Genomic DNA, 17171 nt, shown 5'->3' on the forward strand with positions numbered 1-17171 from the left:
TCCGCCTGTTGCCCAGCGCCGTCACGGTGCTGGCGATGTGCGCAGGACTGTCCGCCGTGAAGTTCGCGCTCGACGGTCGACTCGGGTTGTCGCTGGCCATGATCGGCGCAGCCGCCGTCTTCGACGCCCTCGACGGTCGCATCGCACGCATGCTCGACGCGACCAGCCGGATGGGAGCCGAGCTCGACTCGCTCGCCGACGCCATCTCCTTCGGCGTCGCGCCGGCCCTGGTGCTGTACGTGACGCTCCTCGAGGGCAGCAGCGGCGGGTGGGTCATCGCCCTCATCTACGCGGTGAGCATCGTGCTGCGCCTCGCCCGGTTCAACACACTTCTCGACGACGACTCCCGGCCCGCGTTCGCCGGCGAGTACTTCGTGGGTGTCCCCGCTCCGGCGGGGGCCCTGGTCACACTCCTCCCGCTCGCTGCGGAGGAGCAGTGGGGCAACGGCTGGTGGTCCTCGTACTACGTCGTCGCCACCTGGGTGGTGCTGTCGGCCCTACTCATCGTCAGCCGTATCCCGACGATGGCGTTCAAGACCGTCTCGGTTCCGCCGAGAATGGCGACGTTGCTGCTGATCCTCGTCGGCCTGGCGGGCGCGGCACTGATCACGTTCCCGTTCGTGCTGCTCATGGTACTGATCGTGTTGTATCTGCTCCACATCCCGTTCGCGGTGCGGTCGCAGCGATGGGTGGCCGCGCGGCCCGAGACGTGGGAGGCCAAGCCCGCCGAGCGACGGGCCGTACGACGAGCGATGCGCAAGGACCGCCCGGCACGCACCGGTATCGCGCGGCGGCGGCGTCCCGCCCGCGCCACGGCGAGTTCGGCTCGGCTCCGACTTCGGTCACCGAGCGCCCGAGCAGCCGACGTCCCGCCCCGCGACGAGATCTAGCTGGACACTCCCGCACGAGCGAGGACCGCGTCGATCAACCGGGAGCAGGCCTCGATGGAGGCCTGCTCCCGGCGCGCGACCTCCGCGCGGATCGCGGGGACGTCCACACTCGCCTCCACCTCCGCCCGCACTCCCCGTGCGTCCCACCCCTCGATCCACGACTCGAACACGTCGACCGTGATCTCCGGGTGGAACTGCAGACCGATGTGCGGTCCCGAGACGAAGGCCTGCAGTGCGGCCGCCGTGGTCGCGAGCGGCTCGGCGCCCGGCGGGAGCGTGAACGTGTCGTCGTGGAACTGCATCCAGGGACCCTGCGGGATCAGCTCGTCGGACTCCGTCCGTACGGTCACGAATCCGTGCTCCGACTCGGCCGCACGTGTGACGGTCCCGCCGAGCACCCGCGCGAGCAGCTGACCACCGAAGCACACACCGAGAACCGGAACGCGCTGCGCGACAGCATCACCGAGCCAGGTGATCTCCTCCGCCAGCCACGGGAGCGCATCGTCGTAGGCGGCGTCGGGTGAGCCCATCAGCACGATCAGGTCGAACGACGAGGCCGTGGGCCGGTCCGCATCGCGGCTGTCACCCTCGAACGAGAAGGTCGTCGTCTCGAACCCACGATCGCGGAGAGCCGGGCCGATCGAGCCGACGTTCCGGACGCCGAGGGCGTGATCACGTTCGTGGAAGACGAGGGCGGCACGGGTCATGCGCGCAGCATAAACGGGCCAGGCTGCACACGCTGGAGCGAGAGCCCGGGCCGGTCGGCTCGATAGGCTCGGGGAGTGAGCACCCCCGATCTCGCCCTGACCGTTCGCCTCACCACCTCCGCCGCCGATGCCCGCCGCGGGGTGGTCCGCGTGCACGCGGAGGTGCTCACCGCGCTCGGACTGCGCGAGTGGGACGCCGTCGAGTTGATCGGCGCGAGGCGTACCGCCACCGTGGTGGCACAGGCACCGGCCGGAACGCCCACGGGGATCGTGCTGCTCGACGACGTGACGATGTCGAACGCGGGACTGACGGAGAACGCGTCGGTCGTCGTCGCTCCCGTCTCGGTGCAGGCGGCACGCACCGTCCTGGTGCACGGATCCGCGACGACCACCGCGCTCGACGACGCGACGCTGCGCCGAGCACTGCTGGGAAAGGTGGTCGTCGCGGGCGACGCCGTGTCGCTCCTGCCCCGCGACCTGGGGCCGGGCACCTCCACCGCGTCGGTCTCGCAGACGCTCTCGCGCACGGTCGGTGTCGCGTGGACCACCGAACTGCTCACCGTCACGTCGACCGACCCGGCCGGCATCGTCAGCATCCAGCCCACGACGGCCGTGACGCGCGGCGCCGCTGCCCGCGGACAGTCGCACGACCGCGCGACACCCCAACCTGTCGAGGCTCCGCCCCAGCCCGTGATTCCGGTGGACGACCTGGTCGGTGTGCGCGACCAGGCGGCGAAACTGACGGAGTGGCTAGAACTCTCGCTCGATCGCCCCGAGCTGCTCCGCACTCTCGGCGCGTCGGCCCAGCTCGGCGTCCTGGTCACCGGGCCGGGCGGCGTGGGCAAGTCCACCTTCGTCCGCGCCGTCGCCGCCGGTCGCAGGCTGGTGGAGATCGACGGTCCGTCGGTCGGGTCGCTCGCCCCCGAGGACCGGTTGGCCGCAGTGGTCGCCGCGGCCGATCGACTGACCGACAGTCCCACCGGTGCAGTGCTTCTCGTCGGTAACGTGGATGCGCTGCTCCCCCTGTCCGCCGACGGACGGGGCTCTGCGGCGGATCCGGTGTCGACTCTCGTCCTCGATCGCCTGCGACAGGTGGTGCAGACACCGGGAACCGTCCTGATCTGCACGACGTCACGGCCGGACGCCGCTGATCCGCGTCTGCGCGGACCTGATCTGTGCGATCGCGAGCTCGCACTCCCGCTTCCGGGGTCGGTCGAGCGCGCCGCGTTGCTCGAAGCGCTGCTACGTGATGTTCCGACCCGGAAGATCACCCCTGCCGAGATCGCCCTGCGCACACCCGGATTCGTCGTCGCGGACCTCGCTGCCCTGTGCCGGGAGGCAGCCGTCCGGGCCGCGGTGCGTGCCCACCGGGACTCGGCCGAGCCCGTTCTCACACAGGACGATCTGGTCGGGGCCTTGTCGGTGATCCGGCCACTCTCCCGGTCGGGCACCGAGGAACTCGCGGTCGGCAGCCTGACCCTCGACGACGTCGGCGACATGGTGGAGACGAAGCGGGCGCTGACCGAAGCGGTGTTGTGGCCGCTACGCCATCCCGACTCCTTCGCGCGGCTCGGTGTCGAGCCGCCGCGGGGCGTGTTGCTCTACGGCCCGCCGGGGTGCGGCAAGACGTTCGTCGTCCGGGCACTCGCCAGCTCGGGGCAACTCAGCGTGCACGCCGTCAAAGGCGCGGAGTTGATGGACAAGTGGGTCGGCTCGTCGGAGAAGGCCGTCCGCGAACTGTTCCGGCGAGCACGAGACTCGGCACCGTCGCTCATCTTTCTCGACGAGGTCGACGCCCTGGCACCGCGCCGCGGGCAGAGCAGCGATTCCGGCGTCGGCGATCGCGTGGTGGCCGCGTTGCTCACGGAGATGGACGGTGTCGAGCCGCTGCAGGACGTCGTGATCCTCGGCGCGACCAACAGGCCCGAGCTCATCGACCCGGCACTTCTGAGGCCCGGACGACTGGAGAAGTTGGTGTTCGTACCGCCGCCCGACGCCGAGGCACGTCGCGCGATCCTCGCGACGGCCGGAGCCTCGGTGCCGCTGGCGGACGACGTCGATCTCGACTCCCTGGCCGAGAATCTCGACGGGTACTCCGCCGCGGACTGTGCGGCACTGCTGCGCGAGGCGGCTCTCGCCGCGATGCGCCGCGACGTCGACACCGCCGTCGTGACAGCGGACGACGTCGCGACCGCGCGCGACGCCGTCCGGCCGTCACTCGATCCGGTGCAGGTGGCCGCTCTTGAGGCCTACAGCACGAGGGACTAGGTCACGCCCAGTCGGCGAGCACCTCGTTCGCGCGCTCGGCGAGCACCATCTGGAAGATCGGGCCGAAGCTGACACGGCCGACACCCAGCTGCGCGAGGGCGGACTTCGAGTTCTTCACAGGGTGGCCGATGGCGTTGACCGGCAACGGGAGCTCCGCGGTGAGTCGCTTCTGATCGTCGTCGCTGTGGAAGCCGACCGGGTAGAGCACGTCGGCACCGGCAGCGGCCGCCAGCTTCAGGCGGGCGATGGCGCGATCCACGCGATCGTTCTCGTCACCGATCTGCTTGACGAAGAGGTCGGTACGGGCATTGATCACCACGTGGACGTCGGTGGCATCCGAGGCTGCGCGCAGTGCACCGACGAAGTCGGCGTGCTCCTGCGCCTCACGCAGACGGCCGCCCTCGCTGTGCACGGTGTCCTCGATGTTCAGGCCCACCGCACCCGCGTCGATCAGTCCCTCGATGAGACGCTTCGGGTCCTCGCCGTAGCCCGACTCGATGTCGACGGAGATCGGCACGTCGACGGCGGCAGTGATCTGGCGGATGCGAGTGAGCAACTCGTCGAAGGTGATGCCCTCGTTGTCCGGCTTGCCGATCGAGTCGGACACCGGGTGCGAGCCGACGGTCAGGGCAGTGAAACCCGCGCTCACCGCGAGGTTCGCCGACCAGGCGTCCCAGACGGTCGGAAGGATCACCGGGTTTCCGGGGACGTGCAGTTCGAGGAGGGTCGTGGCCTTCGTTGCGAGTGTCATGCTCGGGGCAACCGAGGGGGGCCGCTGTCGATTCCCGAAACCGGATGAAGACCGATAGGTTCGCCGCGTGAGCGCATCCGGTGGACGTCTCGACGCCGTGTCGACGCCGATCGCCCTCGTCGTCGGTGCGGGCACCGCCGTGCATGCCGTGACGTCGCCCGATCTCGTCGCCGACACCGGCAACGGCCCCGCAGCGGTGGTGGCAGCCGTGGCCGTGGCCGCGCTGCTCACGGGGCGATCGAGCAGAGCCGCACCCGCGGTCCTCGCTGCCGTCGGCGGCGCAGCGCTGGTTCTGGGCACTCTCGGATCCTCGGCCGCCCTGTCCCTGCTGGGGGCGCTCGGCAGTGGCGTCGTCCTCGGCGTGCTCGCGGTCCTCGCCTCGGTCCGACGCCTGTGGGTCGCCGCGTTCGGAGTCGCGTCGACCGTCTCTCTGGTCCTGAGCATCACCGTCGTCGCGATACCGCGGCGCTACGCCTCCTACGTCGACACCGACACGACGACGTCCCGCACCATCGCACTCGTCGCCGCGATGGTGGTGACAGTGCTCGCGATCGGTCTGCAGTCGAGGACGCAGCGCTCGTCCCGGAGTTCCTCGACTCGCACCGCCCTGACGGCAGTGATCGTCGCCCTCGTCGGACTCGTCCCGGTGCTGGTCACGAACCTGACGGCCGCCGCCGGAGCAGCCGGGCTGGGCGCGGTGACCACGACGGCCGCGTGGTCGGTGTCGACGATCGTCGTCACGCTGGTGCTCGTCGGTGTCGCTCTGGCACTGCCGAGCGGCGGCGTCCTCGTCGTCGCGGGCACCGTGCTGTGGTTGTCGACGCGGCCGGCCTCCGTCGTCGTCCTCACGACGGCGGGCACCACGGCCCTCCCCCTTCTCCTCGTCGTCGGGGTCGCACTCGCCTGCGCCGTGGGCGCCGCGGCAGGCGCCCGTGCACGACCCGCGGTGGGCACACCGCTGGCCCTCCTGTGCTGCGCGGCCGTGGTGGCGGCGATCCACCTCGGGACGTCCTTCACCGGAGTGGCCGTCATCGCGGCGGCGCTCGCGACCGGCGCCGTCGTCGGGGCCGGCGCCGCGTCCGTCGACGTGCCGTCACCCGCCGCCGTCGTCGGCGCCGGCCTGCTCGTCCCCCTCGCTCTGACGACCATGCCCTCGTCCCCGATCTCGGCGGACTTCGGCTGGACGGCGTACACGCCCCTCACCCTGCAGTCGGGGTCCGTCACCCTCACCGAGCCCACGGCAGGGACACTGGTGACGGTGACCTGCCTCGCTCTGTGCGCCGTCGGCGCCGAACTGATCCGACGGCGCCGCGGGTGAGACACCACATCGCCGTCGCCGCCTCACTCCTCGCAGCCGCGCTCGTCGGAGCTCTCGGCGCTCTCGCGTGGTCCGGCCCCCGCAGCGACACGTGGCCGTTCGCGGCCACCGTCGACGATCTGATCGGGTGGTCGTCCACCCAGTCCACCGCCACCGTGGTCGGGCAGGTGCTGGTGGTGGTCACCGTCGCGCTGGCCGTCGGACTGCGGATGCCGACACGCATCGCCCCCTGGGTGTGTGCGGCCCTGCTGGTCGTGGTGCTCGCCTTCACCAAGGTGGCGATTCCCGAAGCGGCGAGCCTGGCCGTCTTCACCGCACTGCACATTCTCAAGTCGTGCGTGGCCGGCGTCCTGGTCGGCCTCGTCCTGCACGCCACCCGGCGATCCGCCGCCGGATGGGTGGCCCTCGCGACCGGCGTGCTCGGCGGAACGCTGCTCGCCTCCGTCGGAACGACTGCCGCGTCCGCCGCCTTCGTGGCGACGCGTCTCGACAGCACCAGTGTGTTCGGCGAACCGGCCTGGTGGTTGATCGGCTCCGCGTTCGCGGCGTGCATCGTCGCCGCCGTTCTGCATCGACCGGCCGCTGATGCCGACGAGGACCCGACCGCCCGCGAACTGGTGCGGCTCACCGTCTACGCGGTGATCGTCGCCGTCGTCTGCCGCGTGGGTGTCGAGATCGTCGGCACCGGCGAGTACGCACTGTGGAAGGCGATCGTCGTGCTGATCGTGGCACTCGTCGTCGTGGACCGCGTCGCCGCACGGTGGGAGTCCGCCGATGCACGAACGGTGCTGGTCGCGATCCTCGTCACCGCCGCTGCCGTCGCGATGTGGAACGTGGGCGCCCGCACCCTGCTCGACTCCCGGCTGCTCACCGTGGTGGGCGTGGGCGGACTGGTCCTCGGCGCCGTCCTGGCCTGGCGGCTCCCGGTCGGACGCATCACGTCCTGGCTCGCGGCCCTGGCACTCACCGCGCTGCCGATGGGCGCTGCCCTCGTGAGCGTCGACGAGGTGTCCGCGGCAGCACTCGGGGTGGTGGCCGCGCTCGTTCCGATCGCCGTCACCGCGGATCCGCACGCGACGGTGCGGCCATTGGCGGCGGCGCTGCCCGGGATCGCGATCCTCTTCAGTGCGGCGGCGCCGGTACCGGCGCAGACACTCGACCCCGAGTGGCTGAATCAGCTGTCGATCGGGTCCGACCAGTCCACCGGGACCACCGGCAGCGTGTCCGTGCTCGGTTACGACAACCTCGACAGACTGCTGTCGGAGAACACGTCCACCGACCTCGTCTCCGCCTACCTCCTGCTCGGGGTGGCCGCGCTCTGCACGCTCCGCATCGTGTGGCTGTCCCGGCGCACAGATGCCCCCGAGCCGGACGCCGAGCCCCCTCCACCCCATGCGTGAGCACAGGTTCCTCAGATCACCAGGCCCCGCGCCTGGAGGTGCCGGAAGACCCGCAGCGATCCCGGCGCGACGTCCGGCATGGCGGCGTACTCGGCGACGGTGAACCACCGCAGATCAGCGATCTCGCTGGTGGCCCGAGGTTCGCCGGTGAGGTCGGCGGAGAAGCACGTCATGTGCAGATCACGGCCGAGGGGGTCGCCGAACGCCGGGCACTCGACGACGCACAGCAGGTGCACCGACGACTCGACGACGTCGACACCCAGTTCCTCCCGCACCTCGCGGTGCAGCGCCTGGAGTGGTGTCTCACCGGGATCGATCTTGCCGCCGACCATGTAGAACGCACGCTTGCCGACCGACCGGGCCTGCAGCATCCGGCCGTCACGGACGAGGGCGAGGGCGGCGGTGCGCAGTGGTTCGGTCATCGCCCGGAGACCATACCCGTACCGGGGGTGGGTATCGCTGACTGAGAGGGCGTGGACCCGCACCGGTAGTATGGAGTGGACGACGTCTCGTGCGTCCGACACCCCGCCGCCCCGACGTCCACGACGGAGTGCCTCTTGCTTTCCATTCTCGTTGCCCACACGGTGGCCGCGCTGATCGCGCCGCTTCTCGTGCGTCTGTGGGGACGACAGGCTTTTCTTCCGCTCGCCGCGGTGCCGGCCGCCTCGCTCGTGTGGGTGGCCGCGAACTGGAACACCGAGCAGCGACTGTCCATCGAGTGGGTCCCCGGACTCTCCATGAACATCGATCTGCGCTTCGATTCCCTGGCCGCGGTCATGTCCACGCTGGTGCTCGGCATCGGCGCACTGATCCTGCTCTACTGCGCTCGCTACTTCGAGGACGACGAGCCCCGTCTGGGCATCTTCGCCGCGGAGCTCGTCGCGTTCGCCGGAGTCATGTTCGCGCTGGTCACCAGCGACAACATGCTGATGCTCTACATCTTCTGGGAACTGACGACGGTGCTGTCGTTCCTGTTGGTCGGGCACTACGCCGAGCGCGCCTCGAGTCGACGTGCCGCGACGCAGGCTCTGCTGGTCACCACGGCCGGCGGTCTCGCCATGCTGGTCGGCATCATCGTGCTGGGCCAGATGGTGGGCAGCTACAACCTCTCCGACGTCATCGAGGCGGCTCCGCGCGGCTGGTTGGCGGGCACCGCCCTGGTCCTGGTCCTGGTCGGTGCGCTGAGCAAATCGGCCATCGTTCCTCTGCACTTCTGGTTGCCCGGCGCCATGGCCGCGCCGACACCCGTCAGCGGGTACCTGCACGCCGCGGCGATGGTCAAGGCCGGCATCTACCTGGTGGCGCGTCTCGCACCGGGCTTCGCCGACGCCGGGCCCTGGCGCTTCACCATCCTCACGCTCGGTCTGGCGTCGATGCTCGTCGGCGGCTACCGCGCACTGCGTGCATACGACCTCAAGCTCGTGCTCGCCTTCGGCACGGTGAGCCAGCTCGGCTTCCTCGTCGCCATCGTCGGCATCGGTTCGCGGACGGCGATGCTCGCGGGCCTCGCGATGGTCCTCGCCCACGGCTTCTTCAAGGCCGCGCTGTTCATGGTGGTGGGCATCATCGACCACTCGACCGGCACCCGAGACGTGCGCAAGCTCGCGCATCTCGGGGACCGGTCACCCGTTCTCGCCGCGACGGCCGTGATCGCAGCGGCGAGCATGGCGGGCCTTCCGCCGTTCCTCGGTTTCATCGGCAAGGAGACCGCGTTCGAGTCGACGCTCGACTCGGACGCGATGGGTCCGCTCTCGTCTGCGCTGGTGCTGGCCGCGATGGTCGTCGGCTCGATCCTGACCGTCGCCTACAGCCTGCGCTTCGTGTGGGGCGCCTTCGGTCGCAAGAAGCTGCGGCAGCCCAGCGCCGCCGTCGCCTCGATGCACGCACCGGGATGGTTCTTCCTCTTCCCGCCCGTGCTGCTCGCCGTCCTCGGACTGGTGGCCGGCCTCGCCGCGCCGGTCGTCGACACCCTGATCGCGCCGTACAGCAAGACCCTGCCGTCCTACGGCGCGGAGGACTACCACCTCGCGCTGTGGCACGGCGTCAACCTCCCGCTGGGTCTGACCGTCGTCGTCATCCTCGTCGGCGTCTTGCTCTACCGAGTGCACAAGGCGATCGCGCGAACGGTCCCGGCCGTGCCGCTGAACGCCGACCGGGTGTACGACCGCGTCCTCTACCTGATGGACCTGCTGTCGCTGCGCCTCACCGGAACCACCCAGCGCGGTTCGCTTCCCGGCACGCAGGCGACCATCCTCGCCACCCTCGCTCTGTTCCCGCTCGTGTCGCTGATCGTCTACACCCGTACCGGCGTCGAGAGTCGTCTCGCCGACTCCCCGATCCAGCTCATCGTGGGCGCCATCATGGTCGCGGCCGCGATCGGCGCCGTGGTGATGAGGAACCGTCTGGCAGCGGTGCTGCTCGTCGGTGTCACCGGCTACGGCTGCGGTGTGCTGTTCGCGGTGCACGGTGCGCCTGACCTCGCGCTGACCCAGTTCCTCGTCGAGACGCTCACGCTGGTCGTGTTCGTTCTCGTGTTGCGCAAGCTGCCGGCGGAGATCGACGAGGGGCGCGCGTTCGGCCGCAAGCCGGCACGCGCTGCCCTGGCCGTGCTCGTCGGCATCACGGTCACGCTGGTGGGAGCGTTCGCGATGAACGCACGTAGCACCCGCCCCATCGCGGAGTTGCTCCCGGACGCCGCATACAACTTCGGTGACGGCAGCAACGTGGTCAACGTGATCCTGGTCGACATCCGCGCCTGGGACACCCTCGGCGAGATCTCGGTGCTGCTCGTCGCGGCCACCGGCGTCGCCAGCCTGGTGTTCCGCAATCGTCGCTTCGGCAGTGCGCCGCGCGTGTCCGACGCCCCGTCGGCGATGGACGGCCAGCAGGTCGCGTCCGAGATCACGTGGCTCAGCGGCAGCGATCTCATCGACCCCAAGCACCGCGTCCTGGTCCTCGAGATCACCACTCGCCTGGTGTTCCCGACGGTCATGATGCTGTCCATCTACTTCTTCTTCGCCGGCCACAACGCGCCCGGCGGCGGCTTCGCGGGTGGACTCACCGCCGGCCTCGCCCTCGTGCTGCGCTACCTCGCCGGTGGCCGCTACGAGCTCGGCGAGACGGTGCCGTTCGACGCCGGGAAGATTCTCGGCATCGGCCTCCTGTTCGCCGGCGGTACGGCCCTCGCCTCGTTGTTCCTCGGAGCACCGGTGCTGTCGTCCGCCACCTTCGAGGTGACGCTCCCGATCCTCGGCGACATCAAGATGGTGACCGCCCTGTTCTTCGACCTGGGTGTCTATCTCATCGTCGTCGGACTGGTTCTCGACGTCCTTCGAAGCCTCGGAGCGCGCCTCGACGCGCAGATCGAAATGAGCCGCCAGTGACCGCGAACATCGGAATGCTCGTGGTCGTCGCCGCGCTGATCGCGGCCGGGGTCTACCTGCTGATCGAACGCAGCATCATCCGGATGCTGCTCGGCGTGCTGCTGATGGGCAACGGGCTGAACCTGCTGATCCTCACCTCCGGCGGTGGGTCGGGCAATCCACCCGTGGTCGGACGCGTGTCCGAGGTCGCCGACGGTGACGCGGATCCGTTGGCGCAGGCCCTGATCCTCACGGCCATCGTCATCACGATGGGCATCGCCGCCTTCGTGCTGGCCCTGGCGTACCGGTCGTACACGATCAACATCGCGGACGTCGTCGAGAACGACCCCGAGGACACCAAGGTGCTCACGCGTCGCAGCCTCGCGGACGCTCCGGACCGCGACAAGTCCGACGATCCGATCACCGGCGAGCCCGGCGAGGCCGGAGACGCCTTCGACAAGGACGGAAACCCGATTCCTCTCGACCAGATCGCCAACCGCGAGGACCTCGAGTGCTACGAGGATCTCCACGAGGGCAAGTTCCGTGACCGGGACGACGTCTCCACGCCGGCGGGTGACTCCTGATGACGCTGTCGCCGACCATCATCGGAACCCTCACCCCGCTCCCGGTCCTCATCCCGCTGCTCGCGGCCGCCCTGTGCCTCGTGCTCGGTCGGAAGCCACGCGCGCAGCGGGCGGTCACCATCGTCGCGCTCGTCGCCGTGACCGCCGTCTCGTGCGTCCTGCTCTACCTGGCGGACCGGGACGGCACCACCGCGCTGCAGGTCGGCGGGTGGGAGGCGCCGATGGGCATCACCCTGGTGGTCGACCGCCTGTCCGCTCTGATGCTGGTGGTCTCGTCGATCGTGCTGCTGGCCGTCATCGTCTACGCCGTCGGGCAGGGCATCCGCGACGGTGACGCCAATCAGCCGGTGTCGATCTTTCTACCGACGTACCTGGCGCTCACGGCGGGTGTGTGCAACGCGTTCCTCGCCGGTGACCTGTTCAACCTGTACGTGGGGTTCGAGGTCCTGCTCGTCGCGTCGTTCGTGTTGCTGACGCTCGGTGCCAGCGCCGAACGGGTGCGTGCCGGCGTCTCGTACGTCATGGTCTCCGTCGTCTCGTCGATGATCTTCCTGGCGGGCATCGCCGCCACGTACGCGGCCACGGGCACTCTGAACTTCGCCCAGCTCGCGCTGCGTTTCGACGACATCCCGCAGGGCACGCGGCTCGCGATCTTCTCGATCCTGCTCGTCGCGTTCGGCATCAAGGCCGCGGTCTTCCCGCTGTCGGCCTGGCTCCCCGACTCCTACCCGACGGCGCCCGCGCCGGTCACCGCCGTGTTCGCGGGCCTGCTCACCAAAGTGGGTGTGTACGCGATCATCCGGACCCACACGCTGCTCTTCCCGGACGGCGCCATGGACAACGTGCTGCTGGTCGCCGGTCTGCTCACGATGGTCATCGGCATCTTCGGTGCCATCGCCCAGAGCGAGATCAAGCGTCTGCTCTCGTTCACGCTGGTCTCGCACATCGGCTACATGATCTTCGGTGTCGCGCTGTCGACGAAGGCCGGTCTCTCCGGGTCCGTGTACTACGTGGCCCACCACATCCTGGTGCAGACCACGCTGTTCCTCGTGGTCGGTCTCATCGAGCGCCAGGCCGGGTCGTCGTCGCTGCGCCGGCTCGGTGGTCTCGCCGCGGCCAGCCCGCTCCTGGCCATCCTGTTCCTCGTTCCCGCGCTCAACCTCGGCGGCATCCCCCCGTTCTCCGGCTTCATCGGCAAGGTGGCGCTGCTGCAGGCCGGTGCGGACAAGGCGAGCGTGCTGGCCTGGGTCCTCGTCGCGGGCGGCACGATCACCAGCCTGCTCACGCTCTACGTCGTCGCCCGTGTGTGGACGAAGGCGTTCTGGCGCGCCCGCGCCGACGCCCCGGACGGCGAGATGTCGGACGACTCCCCCACCGCGCTGCTCGACAACGCCAACGACGTCGACTTCGACAGCCGCGTCGATCCGGGCCGGATGCCGGTCGGGATGCTCGTCCCCACGGTGGGACTGGTGCTCGTCGGACTGTCGCTCACCGTGTTCGCCGGACCGTTCATCGGGATCAGCGACCGCGCCGCCGACGACCTGCGTGACCGCAACGTCTACATCTCGGCCGTGCTGGGCACCGTCGACGATCCCGTCACCTACGCGGACGGACGCGACGCACCGGCGGAGGGAGGACGATGACCCTCATGAGTCGCGACGTCGCCCTCAAGGCCGCGTTGCTCGCATGGCTCACCGGCGTGTGGGTGCTGTTGTGGGGCAACGTCTCCGCGGCCAACATCCTGGGCGGTCTCGCGGTCGGCACGTTCGTGATGACCGTGCTCGCGCTCCCGCGCGTTCCGGTCGAGGGCCGGGTGCACCCCCTGTCGGTGGTGCGACTGATCGGCGTGCTCGTCTGGTACGCGGCGGTGTCCAGCGTCCAGGTCGCCTGGGCCGCGATCCGTCCCGGACCGTCACCCGTCAACGCGGTGCTGCGCTACCCGGTGCAGATCAAGTCCGACCTGGTGCTGACGTTCATGGTGGACGCGCTGAACATGGTGCCCGGCACCATGGTGCTCGACATCGACCGCGAGGATCGGGTGCTGTACATCCACGTCCTGGACGTCGCGAAACCCGATGCGGTGGACCAGTTCCGCACCATCGTGCGTGCCTACGAGACGGCCTTCATCTCCGCGTTCGAGCGCGACCCGGAATGGCACCCGGCCACCGAGATCGAATCGATGGCGGACACCGACGTGGACAGCGTGGCCGACACCGTCGACGACATCAGCACCGACTACTCCGACAAGTCCGGCGACGAGAGTTCGTCCGCCCGCAGGTCGGACCGGAAGGAGGACCGGTCGTGACCGTCGTCCTGATCGTCTCCGGCGTGATGCTGCTGTCCGCCGCCGTCATCACCGCGTATCGCCTTCTCGCCGGCCCCAACTCGCTCGACCGCCTCGTCGCCGTCGACACGCTCATCGCGCTCACGGTCTGCGGGGTGATGGTGTGGGCGGTGTACTCCCGCGACACCACGCTGGTGCCGTCCATCGTCGCGCTGTCGGTGGTGGGCTTCGTCGGGTCGGTGAGCGTGGCGCGGTTCCGCGTCGCCGACACACCCGAGACCCGGCGCGCCGCGGCCGCCGCCACGGCGCGGACCCCGCACCCACCCCGCGGAGACGAGTCCCGCGACCGACGGCAGGGGAAGTCATGACACTCGTCCTCGACATCATCAGCGGCACGATGATCATCCTGGGATCGATCCTCGCGCTCACGGCGGCCATCGGAGTCGTCCGCTTCCCGGACACGTTGTCCCGCATGCACGCCGCCACCAAGCCTCAGGTGGTGGGGTTGATCCTGATTCTCATCGGCGCGTTCATCAGCCTGCGCGGCAACGTCGACATCTGGATGATCTTCCTCGTCGGCGTCTTCACGGTGCTCACGGCGCCGATCATCGCGCACACCGTGGGCCAGGTCGCCTATCGCGAGCAGAGCAGCCGTGACGACCTCTTCATGGTCGACGAGCTGCGCGCGGACGAGCGCAACGACCGAGCCTGATCAGCGACGTTCTGGTCAGCGAAGTTCGGAGATGAGCGAGTCGACGACGGCGATGAGGTCGCCCCCCGACCTCTCCGCCACGGCACGCTGACGCTGATACGACGCACCCTGGCGCGGGATGTCCGCGACGCGGCCCAGCTCGTCCGCACAACCGAGCCGTACGGCGATCGGGGTGAGCTTCTCCAGGAGGTCGAACAGGTCGTCGGTCATGAGCCGCTCGTTGCTGTCGGCGTCGAGCACGATCTCGGCGTCCAGGCCGTATCGCGCGGCGCGCCACTTGTTCTCCTGCACGTGCCACGGCGGGATCGTGAGCAACGGCTCGCCGGCATCGAGCCGTTCGTCGAGATACACCACGAGGCAGTGGATCAGGGCGACCAGGGCACCGAGCTCACGCTTGGTGGACACCCCGTCGCACACTCTGATCTCGATGGTGCCGAGCCGCGGCACGGGACGGATGTCCCAGTGCATGCCGCCGAGCTGCGAGATGACGCCGGTCTTCATCTGGTCGTGCACGAAACCCTCGAACTGCGACCAGGTCTCGAACTGGAACGGCAGTCCCGCGGTGGGGAGCTGCTGGAACATGAGCGCGCGGTTGCTGGCGTAGCCGGTGTCCGACCCGGCCCACATCGGGGACGACGCGGACAGCGCGAGCAGGTGCGGGTACTGCAGCAGGATCGAGTTGAGAATCGGGAAGACCCGGTCGGCCGAGCGGAGTCCGACGTGGACGTGGACGCCCCAGATCAGCATCTGCCGACCCCACCACTGTGTGCGCTCGATCAGCTCGTCGTAGTGCGGGGCCGCGGTGAGCTGTTGCGACGACCACTCGGCGAACGGGTGTGTCCCGGCGCAGAACAGGTCGACTCCCAACGGATCCGCGGCGCGGCGCACCAGATCCAGCGACTCGCTCAGATCGTCGATCGCTTCACCGACGGTGTCGCAGATGTCGGTCACCAACTCGACCGTGTTGCGCAGGAGTTCCTTCGTCACGCGCGGAGTGTGCGCTCCAGCGAGTTCCACGACGCCGTCCATCACCTCGGACGCGGTGTTCGACAGATCCCGCGACACGCGGTCGACGAGCGCGATCTCCCACTCGACGCCGATGGTCGGACGCTCCGACCCGGCGAACGGCACCGTGGTCGATCTCGACTCGTTCTTCAGGGGGACGTGCCCGTCTACTCGGACTCGACGACCGCGCAGGCGACGCGGCTGCCGGCGTCGCCCGTGCTGAGGGTCGTCGCGTCGGGAACGGGCTGGCCGTCGGGCAGCGTGTAGCGCGTCGGGATGTTGGCGAAGTTGTCGGCGCCCGAATGGACGATGACGGCCACGCCGCCGCGCAGGTCGTCGAGCGTGACCGAGTCGGTCGTCGTCGTGAGGTCGGCGGTGCCGTCCTCACGCACCTGCAGCGAGGTCAGGTCGCCGCTGGCCGGATGGCCGGTGTTGCCGTTCACCTGCAGGTGACCGCCGGCGGACAGGAATGCGCCGGGCTCGCCGCCTGTGGGAGCGACCGAATCGGGCTCGCACACGGGGTTCTGATGCATGTGCAGGCCGTGGAAGCCGGGGGTCAGACCCTCAGCCTCGACGGTGACCTCGAGGTGTCCGTCGACCTCGGCGAAGGAGACCGTGCCCATGGTCTCGCCCTCGGGGCTGCGCAGGTCGCCGGTCATCGCGGCCTCGGTCGCCGAGCCCCCGCCCTCGGAACCCTCGCCGCCCGCGCTGTGGGACTCCTCGCCGTGCTCGGAACCCGCGGGCGCGGCGGAGCTGGTGAAGACGGGCGGGGTCGTGCCGGCGACGTCGCTGGCTTCCTCGCCGTTGCTGCAGGCCACCATGCCGAACAGGGCTACTGCGGCGAGAGGCGCCACGACGAGGGTGCGAGGTGCGACTCGGCTGCGCTTCCAGCTGGCCATGGTGAAGGTCTCCTAGATGTGTGGGGACGTGCTGACCTGAACTGTAGTCACCCGGTGACGATGACGATGATGCCGGGCGTGGAGGACTCGATGCCCTCGAAACGTGGTTCGACACCGAAGCCCAGTGTGGTCGCGATGCGTTCGGCCTCAGCCTGCTGACCGGACACCGACGGGTCGTAGTAGACCGTGGAGGCCGCGATGGTGCCGCTGCTGTAGTTGCCGGTCTCGCCGACCGTGAATCCGGCCGACTCGAGCGTCTGCGCCACCTCGGCGGCCAGTCCGCTGACATTGCTGTTGTTGAGGACGCGCAACGACTGTGCCGCGGCCGTGGTGGAGGACGGCGCACTGGTCGTCGTCGTGGCGGCCGACCCGGCGCTCGCGTCGGACTGCGGCGCGGCGGGTGCTGCGGCAGCGGCGGTGGTGGTCACGGCCGCTGCGGTGGAGGTGGGCGTGTCCTCGCCCGAGCCCGTGAGGGAGAAGAAGCCGAGACCTGCGAAGACGACGGCCAGCGACAGCAGAACCATGGCCAGCGCTCGCAACGGTGGGCCGGACGAGTCCGGGGTCGGAGTGCTCGCGGGGGTCTGATCAGTCACGCTGCGAGCCTAGCGACTCGGCCGAACCGTGTGACCCGGGGCGGCGCGGGACGACACCCGTCAGATCTCGAAGCCGAGTCGACGCGCAGCGCGTGCCTTCTGCCGGCTCGCGCGCAGACGTCGCAGGCGCTTCACGAGCATCGGGTCCGCGGCCAGCGCCTCCGGCTTGTCCACCAGGGCGTTGAGCACCTGGTAGTAGCGGGTCGCCGACATGTCGAACAGTTCCTTGATCGCTTCTTCCTTCGCGCCGGCGTACTTCCACCATTGGCGCTCGAACGAGAGAATGTCGTGTTCCCGGCGGGAGAGTCCGTCACTCGGCTCGTCGGCCCCGTCGGCTCGCCCGTGACTTCGCGCTGCAGCGCTGTCCATCTCACTCCTGTCGTCTGTGCCGCCCTCGG

General features: G+C 69.6%; 16 protein-coding genes and 1 pseudogene. 10 read left to right on the forward strand and 7 right to left on the reverse strand.

The genetic code is table 11. The features are described from left to right. Window positions 1–35 precede the first annotated feature (35 nt). Window positions 36–890: a phosphatidylcholine/phosphatidylserine synthase gene (locus HQ308_RS09880; protein ID WP_231476405.1), complete on the forward strand. Its 855-nt coding sequence runs from the start codon at window positions 36–38 to the stop codon at window positions 888–890. On the opposite strand, the gene HQ308_RS09885 is transcribed toward HQ308_RS09880, so the two are convergent. After that, complete coding sequence (locus HQ308_RS09885) at window positions 887–1597, reverse strand: type 1 glutamine amidotransferase (protein WP_222632068.1); 711 nt, start codon at window positions 1595–1597, stop codon at window positions 887–889. The genes HQ308_RS09880 and HQ308_RS09885 overlap by 4 nt on opposite strands. A gap of 75 nt (window positions 1598–1672) precedes the next feature. On the opposite strand from HQ308_RS09885, the gene HQ308_RS09890 reads away from it, so the two are divergent. Next, entirely contained in the window at window positions 1673–3865 is a 2193-nt protein-coding gene (locus HQ308_RS09890) for an AAA family ATPase (protein ID WP_222646294.1), read from the forward strand. A 1-nt stretch (window position 3866) separates the two neighbouring features. Here the strand turns inward: HQ308_RS09890 and HQ308_RS09895 are convergent, their stop codons facing one another. Further along, window positions 3867–4616, reverse strand: coding sequence for an isocitrate lyase/phosphoenolpyruvate mutase family protein (locus HQ308_RS09895; RefSeq protein WP_027506251.1), 750 nt, complete (start codon window positions 4614–4616; stop codon window positions 3867–3869). 67 nt (window positions 4617–4683) lie between these two features. Between HQ308_RS09895 and HQ308_RS09900 the strand changes: the two genes are divergently transcribed. Together HQ308_RS09900 and HQ308_RS09905 are read left to right on the forward strand one after the other, a co-directional pair. Beyond that, window positions 4684–5934: a hypothetical protein gene (locus HQ308_RS09900; RefSeq protein ID WP_222646295.1), complete on the forward strand. Its 1251-nt coding sequence runs from the start codon at window positions 4684–4686 to the stop codon at window positions 5932–5934. Further along, window positions 5931–7334: a hypothetical protein gene (locus HQ308_RS09905; protein WP_222646296.1), complete on the forward strand. Its 1404-nt coding sequence runs from the start codon at window positions 5931–5933 to the stop codon at window positions 7332–7334. Before HQ308_RS09900 ends, HQ308_RS09905 begins: the two co-directional genes overlap by 4 nt. An 11-nt stretch (window positions 7335–7345) precedes the next feature. Here HQ308_RS09905 and HQ308_RS09910 read toward each other — a convergent pair whose 3' ends face one another. After that, window positions 7346–7756, reverse strand: a complete 411-nt coding sequence (locus HQ308_RS09910; RefSeq protein WP_222646297.1) for an NUDIX domain-containing protein — start codon at window positions 7754–7756, stop codon at window positions 7346–7348. A 135-nt stretch (window positions 7757–7891) separates the two neighbouring features. On the opposite strand from HQ308_RS09910, the gene HQ308_RS09915 reads away from it, so the two are divergent. The 6 genes and pseudogenes from HQ308_RS09915 to mnhG all read left to right on the forward strand — a co-directional run bounded on the left by HQ308_RS09915 (window position 7892) and on the right by mnhG (window position 14276). Then, window positions 7892–10717, forward strand: coding sequence for a Na+/H+ antiporter subunit A (locus HQ308_RS09915; protein WP_222632078.1), 2826 nt, complete (start codon window positions 7892–7894; stop codon window positions 10715–10717). Continuing rightward, window positions 10714–11280, forward strand: a complete 567-nt coding sequence (locus tag HQ308_RS09920; protein WP_222646298.1) for a Na(+)/H(+) antiporter subunit C — start codon at window positions 10714–10716, stop codon at window positions 11278–11280. Before HQ308_RS09915 ends, HQ308_RS09920 begins: the two co-directional genes overlap by 4 nt. Next, window positions 11280–12923: a Na+/H+ antiporter subunit D gene (locus HQ308_RS09925; RefSeq protein ID WP_037186104.1), complete on the forward strand. Its 1644-nt coding sequence runs from the start codon at window positions 11280–11282 to the stop codon at window positions 12921–12923. The genes HQ308_RS09920 and HQ308_RS09925 overlap by 1 nt, the downstream gene beginning before the upstream one ends. After that, window positions 12920–13585, forward strand: coding sequence for a Na+/H+ antiporter subunit E (locus HQ308_RS09930; protein WP_235578870.1), 666 nt, complete (start codon window positions 12920–12922; stop codon window positions 13583–13585). The genes HQ308_RS09925 and HQ308_RS09930 overlap by 4 nt, the downstream gene beginning before the upstream one ends. Continuing rightward, a pseudogene (locus tag HQ308_RS09935) lies at window positions 13582–13833 on the forward strand (monovalent cation/H+ antiporter complex subunit F); the annotation flags it as partial. The gene HQ308_RS09930 and the pseudogene HQ308_RS09935, both read left to right, overlap by 4 nt. 95 nt (window positions 13834–13928) lie before the next feature. Beyond that, window positions 13929–14276 (forward strand): monovalent cation/H(+) antiporter subunit G, encoded by a 348-nt coding sequence (gene mnhG, locus HQ308_RS09940; RefSeq protein WP_027506245.1) that lies wholly within the window; start codon window positions 13929–13931, stop codon window positions 14274–14276. Window positions 14277–14291: 15 nt separating this feature from the next. Here mnhG and HQ308_RS09945 read toward each other — a convergent pair whose 3' ends face one another. The 4 genes from HQ308_RS09945 to HQ308_RS09960 all read right to left on the reverse strand — a co-directional run bounded on the left by HQ308_RS09945 (window position 14292) and on the right by HQ308_RS09960 (window position 17142). Then, on the reverse strand, window positions 14292–15407 hold the full coding sequence (locus HQ308_RS09945) for a glutamate--cysteine ligase (protein ID WP_037186102.1): 1116 nt from the start codon (window positions 15405–15407) through the stop codon (window positions 14292–14294). Between the two features lie 41 nt (window positions 15408–15448). Next, window positions 15449–16180, reverse strand: a complete 732-nt coding sequence (locus HQ308_RS09950; RefSeq protein ID WP_027506243.1) for a superoxide dismutase family protein — start codon at window positions 16178–16180, stop codon at window positions 15449–15451. A 47-nt stretch (window positions 16181–16227) separates the two neighbouring features. Continuing rightward, window positions 16228–16704, reverse strand: a complete 477-nt coding sequence (locus HQ308_RS09955) for a LytR C-terminal domain-containing protein (protein ID WP_222646472.1) — start codon at window positions 16702–16704, stop codon at window positions 16228–16230. A gap of 129 nt (window positions 16705–16833) precedes the next feature. Then, a complete protein-coding gene (locus HQ308_RS09960) occupies window positions 16834–17142 on the reverse strand; it encodes a DUF3263 domain-containing protein (RefSeq protein WP_027506241.1) in 309 nt (102 codons plus the stop codon). Window positions 17143–17171 lie beyond the last annotated feature (29 nt).

Source organism: Rhodococcus sp. BP-241 (assembly GCF_019836145.1).
In the GTDB taxonomy this organism is placed as follows: Bacteria; Actinomycetota; Actinomycetes; order Mycobacteriales; family Mycobacteriaceae; genus Rhodococcoides.